Below are 8,048 nucleotides of genomic sequence, written 5' to 3'. Positions count from 1 at the left end.
AGAATACTTGATTTTATAGTAAATCACCAGCAAAATAACAAGAATACACCTCTTACAGAAAAGATGATTGAAAATGAATTGAAAAAATACTTGGAGTTTGAAAACAGATTGAACTTAGCTAAAGACATAGATGAAAAGAAAAAATTATTGGATGATGAAATTTTCAAAATCATAGACAAGTCAATAGAAAGTGAAAAAGAGTTTCAAAAAAGATTTCATATATACAAAGAGAGAAAAGAACTCTTTGACAAAGCAAGGATAAAAGACGAATTGGACAGGTTGTTGGAAAAAATGTAGTATAAAAAATACCATATAATCTTATTATCAAGATTTTATGGTATTTTTCATTTTATTTATTTTCTTTTGATTTAACTTTTATGCCTTCTTTGAGCTGTGCATTGTTGGCTTCGACTATAATTATATCATCTTGCGATAATCCCGATATCACTTCGTATTCATAGTCTGATTCATGTCCTGTTTCTATTTTTGCTTTTGCCAATTTGTCGTCTTGCACCTTCCACACATATTTGTCATTTTCATACTCAAATACCGCTGATTTCGGTACTATAAGTACATTATCCAATCGCAAGGTTTCAAATATTATATCTATGTCAGAACCTACAATTATATTTTTGACATCATCAAGTTTTATTTTTATTTCTACTCTTTGTTCTTCCAAGCCTAAGGATGACATTTTTGTCTTGGCATATTTGCCGATTTCTATTATTAATCCGGATTTTTTTACTGTGTCTTCTCCTATTTTTTGAAGTATTTCAACTTTTTGATTTTCTTTGAGTGCCAATGCGTCAGATGACAAGACATCGCATACTGCTATTATATCATCTGAGGCGGATATTTCCATTATAGGCATTGTTGCATTTGCAAAGCCTCCATTTTTTGCAGATACACTTGTAACTATACCGCTTAACGGTGCATATACTTTACTTTGATCAATTTTATCATCTATATCTGATATTTGCACTGATAACGCAGTTTTTTGTGCCGAATAAAACTCTTTGCTTCCACTTTTTTCTTGTGATTGGTCTATCAATACTGTTTTTTCGTTTTGTTTTAATGCAAGGGCTTTTTTTGCGTCTTCATAGGATCTATTTATTTTTTCATAATCTGATTTAGGTATTGCTCCGCTTTTATATAACTCCAGATATTTGTCGTTATCTTGTGATAATTCATCGACCTGTTTTTGTGCCAGTTGTATCGCTATATCGAGTGATTGAAGTTGTGAATCATATAGTGTCGGTATGGACATTTCTTCTTGACCTGATAAAGCACTGATATTCGCGGAAAGCTCTCTTTTTTTTGTAACAAGGTCGCTCGTATCAAGCGCCAATATCAAATCTCCTTTTTCAACTCTATCTCCGTCTTCTTTTATGAATATTATTTTACTGCTGTATTTCGGTGTTATATAAATTTGTTGATTTGCTTTGATTTTTCCTGTTTCTTTAAAATCGTTTATAAGTGTTTCTTCTGTAAGTGTCTTTGTGGCAAATTCAAGCGGTTTATTTTTTTGTATCACTATATACGCTGTAACAATTAAAATAACAATACAAATTAATATTATTCTGACTTTTTTATTCATTGATACACCTTCTTTCTATTCTCCTGATTTAAGAACTTCCACTATGTCTATGGTATTTACTTTTCTTGATGCAAGTATTTGCGCTGCAATTATTGATACAATCATAAGTATTACAGCAAGTATTATTGCACCTGATTTCATATCAGTAGGCATCGTAAAGCTGTCTGTCGTCAACTCTTTGCTCATAACTATAATAAGTGCTTGCGCTAAAGGTATTCCGAGTATCATACCTATAATGCTTGTTATCCATTGCTCTAAAGATATTATTGATAATACGTCTTTTTCTTTCATTCCGAGCACCATGAGAGTAGACATTTCTCTTTTTCTTTCCATCAATACAACTACAAAAGTGTTGTATACTATTGCAAATGTCATAGCACTTGCAATTATAGCCATAAAATACATAACCGAATACATAGAATTCATACGTTTGTTTAACTGGTTAATGGTTTCTGTCTTTGACTGAACACTTATAACTTTTTCTGAATTTTGATATTTATCTCTTATTGTTTCTATGTCTTCAGGTGATTTTACATCTATCAAAATGCTGTTGCATATTGTATCATAACCCAATTTTTTTGATAGTTGGTCTATGTCCATATAACCGTTCATACCGACACCTTGCTCAACAATTTGAGTAACTTTCAAAAATATTTTATCTTTTTTGTATTTTGCATATGGGCTTTTAATATTTATTTCATCTCCTATATCCGCCCCCAATTTTTCTGCAAGTTTTTCTGACAGCATTATTCCGCCTTGAATCTGTATAGGTCTTTTTTTATCATCTACAATTGTATAAAGCTTGCTGTCTTTTGGCAGTCCTACTATAGCAACATCTTGACTCACACCCTTATGAGTTACGGTAGACGGTATTTCTGCCAGAGCCTGTTTATATATTATGTTTTCAAAAGAATTGAGAGCATTTTCAACTTCTTTTTTTGAACTTATATCTGATAAAAATATTTTTGCATCATACTTTTCCACATATTCATATCTGTCAAATACCATTTCTTTCATTATGGAAAGCATAGTCCATGGCATGATAGATATTGAAAATGCAAGTGCTAAACCTATGATTATGAAAAAACTTCTCTTTCCGTTACGGAATATATTCCTTATAGACATCTTGCCACGAGAATTAAAAATTATATCAAAAAATGGAAGATATTCTAATAAAACTTTTTTGCCTCCTTGTGGAACCTCTTGTCGCATAGCCTCTGACGGAGCAATCTTTACAGCGTTTAAGCTGGAACTTGCTCCTGCAAATATGGAAAATGCACAAGATATGAGTATGCCTATAATAAAATAGTTTAAAAATGACGAGTTGTTCACAAAATCCATATTGAACATTTGTTTATAAAGATCCAACATCAAATCGGCAAAAGTTATGCCCATAAAACTGCCTATAACTGCTCCCAATGTTCCAAGTATCATACAATACAAAGAATAATGAAGCCCTACTTCAAAATCGCTGTAACCGAACGCTTTTAGTATTCCTATCTGTCCACGCTGTTGCTGAATAATCCTTTTTATCATTATGCTCATAACCAAAACGGAAACGCTCAAAAATATAATCGGCATTGTAATCATCATGGCTTTTTGCTCTTCAATTTCACCCTCAATCATAGAATTACTGCTTTGATCTTTCATAGAATACAAGCTTATAAGTCCATAGCTTTGCAATTCTTTTTCTATTTCATTTTTTACATCTTCAAACTCTACACCTTTTTCAAATTCGAATATTATTTCATTAAAATATTTTTTACCTGTTAAATTTTGAAGTGAAATTATATCTATAAATGCCACTCCAAATTTTTCAGGATTAGGCATAAGCTGAGATATGTCTTTTAGACTGTATATATTTTCAGCTGATGATGAAATTCCGCATACAGTAAGCTCTTTTTTTCTACCTGATGATATAACCTCTATCTTGTCGCCTATTTTATATCCGTTAGCTTTTGCAAACATACTGTCAGGCAAAATCTCATAGTTATTTTGTACAGGCTTTCTGCCTTGTTTTATAATATACTTTCCTATAGAGTCAGTTTGGCTTATAAGTCGTATAGTCTTTGACGTATCCGGTATTTTTACGTCTTGTATAAGCCTAAGCTCCACTTTTTTTACGCCTTTTATCTCCTCCAAAGGATAAATAACTTTTTCATTTACCGAGATAAGTTTTGCATAGGCACTTGGAAAATTTGCTTTTTCGTAAAAATTTTCTTTTGAATATATAAGCGTATCCATAGATATAGCAGCACCGCTGTACATCATTATCCCTATTGCAATAACTATTATTGCCGCAATATTTGCTCCTTTGTGTTCAAGCAAATCTCTGAAAAGCTTTTTATTTATAGTCAACTTTTCACCTTCTCTATTTTTTCTATCTTTCCATCTTTTATATACATAACTCTGTCTGCAAGTTTTGCAATAGATTCGTTATGAGTTATAAGTACCACCGTTTTTTTATAAGTCTTGGCAAAATCTTTCAATATATCCAAAACCATATCGCTCGATTTTGAATCCAATGCCCCTGTAGGCTCGTCACAAAGCAAAATATCAGGATTTTTTGAAAGTGCTCTTGCGATTGCCACCCTTTGTTGTTGCCCTCCTGATAATTCAGCCGGAAAGTGGTCAGCCCTGTCCGACAACCCTACTTTATTGAGCATTTGCCTCGCATCCAAAGGACTGTCCGATATTTCCCTTGCCAAATCTATATTTTCAAGAGCCGTTAAATTGGGCATTAAATTATAAAATTGAAATACAAAACCTACAGCCTCTTTGCGATATTTTGTAAGTTTTTTTCTGCTTGCTCCATGCAATGGCATATCTCTATAATATATTTCTCCAGAAGTTGCAGTATCCATTCCGCCCAATATATTTAAAAATGTACTTTTCCCCGAGCCTGACGGTCCAAGTATTACAAGAAACTCATTGGAATAAATCTCAAAATCTATCCCTGACAATGCGTCTATTTTCGTTTCGCCCATATCATAAGTTTTAAACAAATTATTTCCTCTTATAAGTACGTCCATATCATTACCTCATATTTTATACTAAAAACATTTAAAACTTCATTTAATACTAATATCTGTTTAATAAACGGATATATTTATATACATTATTTATTTTAAATATGCTTAATCTTACTTAGCCAATAAGTTCTTAAAAACAGAAATATCTATTATTATATTAAGTTTTATACTACTATCTAATAAAATTATGGATAAAGAATATAATACAACACCAATATAAATGCTTTATTTTAAAAATTAATTATTATAAATTTTCATTATTCTATAAGATTTAAATATAAGTATTAAATAAATATGCACTGATAAATACAAAATATATTCCATTTAGCATTTTTATTATTTACGGTTCAATTATGTAATATTATATTTTATAACTATATGTAAATACTATTTCAAATACTCAGTTTTATCAACTCTAAATAGACAAATATCAATCCAATCAGACAAAATTTCATACACAATATTGTATAAAAGTAATTATCACTTTTAATTATAGTACATAGTTGGAAAAAATAATATATTTCTGTGAAAAAAATTTATAAATTTTTTTAAAAAAATACCACTGCCGGTTTAAATTACAGTGGTATTTTTCATGTATGATGTTTTTCTTACGTTATCATAGTTTCATTCTTATTTTTTTAAAGATGTTATTCTACTATATTGGCAAATATTGTTGCAAGTTGCTCTCTTGTAAGCATATCATTTGCATTTATTTTATTATCTTCTCCGCTTACTATCCCTTTTTCTGCCAATGCTGATGCGTATCCTATTGCCCAAGATGGTATGGAGCCTAAATCTGTGTATTTTGACAATACTTCTTTTACTCTAGTATTATCTAACGGTTTTATGTCTTTTAATTTTGCTATTACTACGAACAATTCTGCTCTTGTTATTTTACTTTCCGGTCTAAAGTTGCCTTTTTCGTCTTGTGTGAATATTTTGTTTTCTAATACTGTTTGTATCTCCTGACATTATTCCTTTTTGTATTAGTCTTTTTCTAATTTTTTGATTGTTTATTTCGTTTATAATTGTATGATTTTATTGGCTATATCTTCTACAAATCGCTTATCGTGTTCCACAAATATTAGTGTAGGTTTTGCTTCTTTTATAATTTCCTCAATCTGTATTCTCGATATTACATCTATATAATTCAGTGGTTCATCCCAAACAAATAAATGAGCCGATTTTGATAAACTTACAGCAATTAAAACTTTCTTTTTTTGTCCATCGCTATAATTTTTCATATCCATCTCAAATAATTCTCTTACAAAGTCTAATTTTCTAAGAATTGTTTTACACAATGTTTCATCAACATTTTGCTTATGAATATACTCATTCAAACTCCCTGTTAAATTAGATGTATCTTGAGGTATATAAGATATTTTCAAATTATTTGCTAATTTTATTTCACCAATATACTCACGATGTAAGCCTAACAAAATTTTAATCAAGGTCGATTTTCCACTACCATTTCGACCATATATAGCTACTATATCACCTTGTTTTATTTCAAAACTTACAGTATTTAATATCTGCTTTTCTCCATAATATGATGATAAATTATTAACTGCTATTAAACTGCCCTTATGATGATGTAATGAATGTACTAATAGCCTTTCCTTTGTTTCGATATCTTTTAATAGGCTTTGTTTTTTCTCTATTGCCTTATTTTGTCTATTCTCTAAATTCTTTGACTTTTTCATCATTTTGGCTGACTGATGTCCAATATGTCCCTTGTCTGGTTTTACACCAGATACTTTTACACCATTTTTAGTATTTTCAATTTTATCAGACCAAATTTGACTTTGTCTTGCAGCTTCTTTTAACCGTTTAATATCTTTTCTTAATTTCTCATTTTGACTGATTTCAAATTGGTCTTTCATCACTTTATTTTCATACCACGATGTAAAATTACCTGATTGAACATCAATAGAGCTTCTGTTAATAGAAATAACATGATTAATACACCCATCTAAAAAATCTCTATCATGAGATATAAGCAAAAATCCTTTTTTACTTTTCAGATATTCGCTTACAAGTTTTCTTCCATCCATATCTAAATGGTTCGTTGGTTCATCAATAAGTAAAAACCCATCTTCCTTTGTAAATAAAATAGCTAAAAGGACTTTTGTTTGTTCTCCTTTAGAGAGCGTTTCAAACTCTCTGTAAATAAGATTGTCATCTACATTTAGCAAATTAAGTTCTCTAAATAATTTCCACTCTTCCTCTTCTGATATTAGTTCTTTATATAACTCAATCCCTAATTTTGAAGTATCAATTATATTTGGTGGAAATTTAATAAAGTCAACACTTTTTGTAATTTTTCCTTGATAAGTTTCTTGGTTTAAAAGTAGTTTGAATAGAGTTGACTTGCCAATTCCGTTTCTACCTATAAGTCCTGTTTTCCAGTTGGTGTCAAAAGAAAATGATACATTTTCAAATACAGGTTTTACATATCCATAATATGAGAAAGTAAGGTTTTCAATTTTAATTACTGACACAAAAACACCCCCTCACAGGCATATTTTGTCTAATATTATAACATTTTTAAGCCATTTTTTCCACTATCAGATTTCCTTCCCTCATCTGTATCATTTATTTTTTTACCTTTTCTATTTATTTTGTTAGTTCATTTTTAAATCTGCCGATATAGTTAAAATATACTTATATTAACTGAATGGTATATATTGCTATTTTGACACCTCGCTCATGCACTACGATTTTACTGATAAACTCATTGATTGCGGTCTGTCTAATTATTGAATATATTTATATTTTAAATATGCTTATTTTACTTAGCTAATAAATTTTTAAAAACAGAAATATCAATTATTATATTAACTTTATAGTATAAAACTTTTATAAATATAAAAAGGACCGGCATTAACCGATCCTAATTCTCTATAATATTTCTGCTTTTCTTTTTAATAATTCCACTCCTGCTGTACAAGAAGGACAAAAACAATATTTTCCACCTTTTGCTTTTACTTCTTTTGCTTGTTTTGTGAGATTTGCTGCCGTTTCTTCGCCAAAAACCTGTTTACCTCTTTCAGATTGGAAAAATTCAAGCACTTCATCAATGCTCTGAACACTGTCTTCAGTTACTTCTATAAGTTTTTTTGCAGCCTGCTTTTCCATATCTGTACCTATACTGTCCAAATATGCTTGACCTGCATCTTTTAGTCCCTGATAGCAACTATGTGCACTTATCATCTCTTGTACTATTTGTTTTATTTCTTTCATAATCTTTGCTCCCTTTGATGTATTTATATACAGTTAAGCCCAATTTACACTGAAGCTTAATGTAAGCATAGAAAAATATGTGTACATTTAATAAAAATATAACACTATTTATAGACTTCCCGTATAAATTGTCTACAATATCTATGCTCAGCATTAAAAATAAATTATAAAGAATT

The 8,048-nt window shown here is 30.0% G+C and carries 5 protein-coding genes and 2 pseudogenes; 1 reads left to right on the top strand and 6 read right to left on the bottom strand.

All coding sequences use genetic code 11. The annotated features are described in order from the left end of the window. A pseudogene (locus HMPREF9630_RS07795) lies at positions 1-297 on the top strand (hypothetical protein); the annotation flags it as partial. Between the two features lie 52 nt (positions 298-349). Here HMPREF9630_RS07795 and HMPREF9630_RS07790 read toward each other — a convergent pair. From HMPREF9630_RS07790 to HMPREF9630_RS07765, 6 genes and pseudogenes are all read right to left on the bottom strand, one after another. After that, positions 350-1,597, bottom strand: coding sequence for an efflux RND transporter periplasmic adaptor subunit (locus HMPREF9630_RS07790; protein WP_009527951.1), 1,248 nt, complete (start codon positions 1,595-1,597; stop codon positions 350-352). Between the two features lie 15 nt (positions 1,598-1,612). Next, a complete protein-coding gene (locus HMPREF9630_RS07785) occupies positions 1,613-3,955 on the bottom strand; it encodes an ABC transporter permease (protein ID WP_009527950.1) in 2,343 nt (780 codons plus the stop codon). After that, positions 3,952-4,629 (bottom strand): ABC transporter ATP-binding protein, encoded by a 678-nt coding sequence (locus HMPREF9630_RS07780; RefSeq protein WP_009525182.1) that lies wholly within the window; start codon positions 4,627-4,629, stop codon positions 3,952-3,954. Before HMPREF9630_RS07780 ends, HMPREF9630_RS07785 begins: the two co-directional genes overlap by 4 nt. A 647-nt stretch (positions 4,630-5,276) precedes the next feature. After that, a pseudogene (locus HMPREF9630_RS07775) lies at positions 5,277-5,591 on the bottom strand (S-layer homology domain-containing protein); the annotation flags it as partial. Between the two features lie 60 nt (positions 5,592-5,651). After that, positions 5,652-7,130, bottom strand: coding sequence for an Lsa family ABC-F type ribosomal protection protein (locus tag HMPREF9630_RS07770; RefSeq protein WP_009527948.1), 1,479 nt, complete (start codon positions 7,128-7,130; stop codon positions 5,652-5,654). A gap of 400 nt (positions 7,131-7,530) precedes the next feature. Further along, on the bottom strand, positions 7,531-7,872 hold the full coding sequence (locus HMPREF9630_RS07765) for a hypothetical protein (RefSeq protein ID WP_009527947.1): 342 nt from the start codon (positions 7,870-7,872) through the stop codon (positions 7,531-7,533). Positions 7,873-8,048: the final 176 nt, after the last annotated feature.

Origin of the sequence: Peptoanaerobacter stomatis, from assembly GCF_000238095.2 — a bacterium.
GTDB classification, from domain to species: domain Bacteria; phylum Bacillota; class Clostridia; order Peptostreptococcales; family Filifactoraceae; genus Peptoanaerobacter; species Peptoanaerobacter stomatis_A.
Note: the sequence above shows the minus strand (reverse complement) of the source record. Positions and strands in the feature narration are given on the sequence as shown.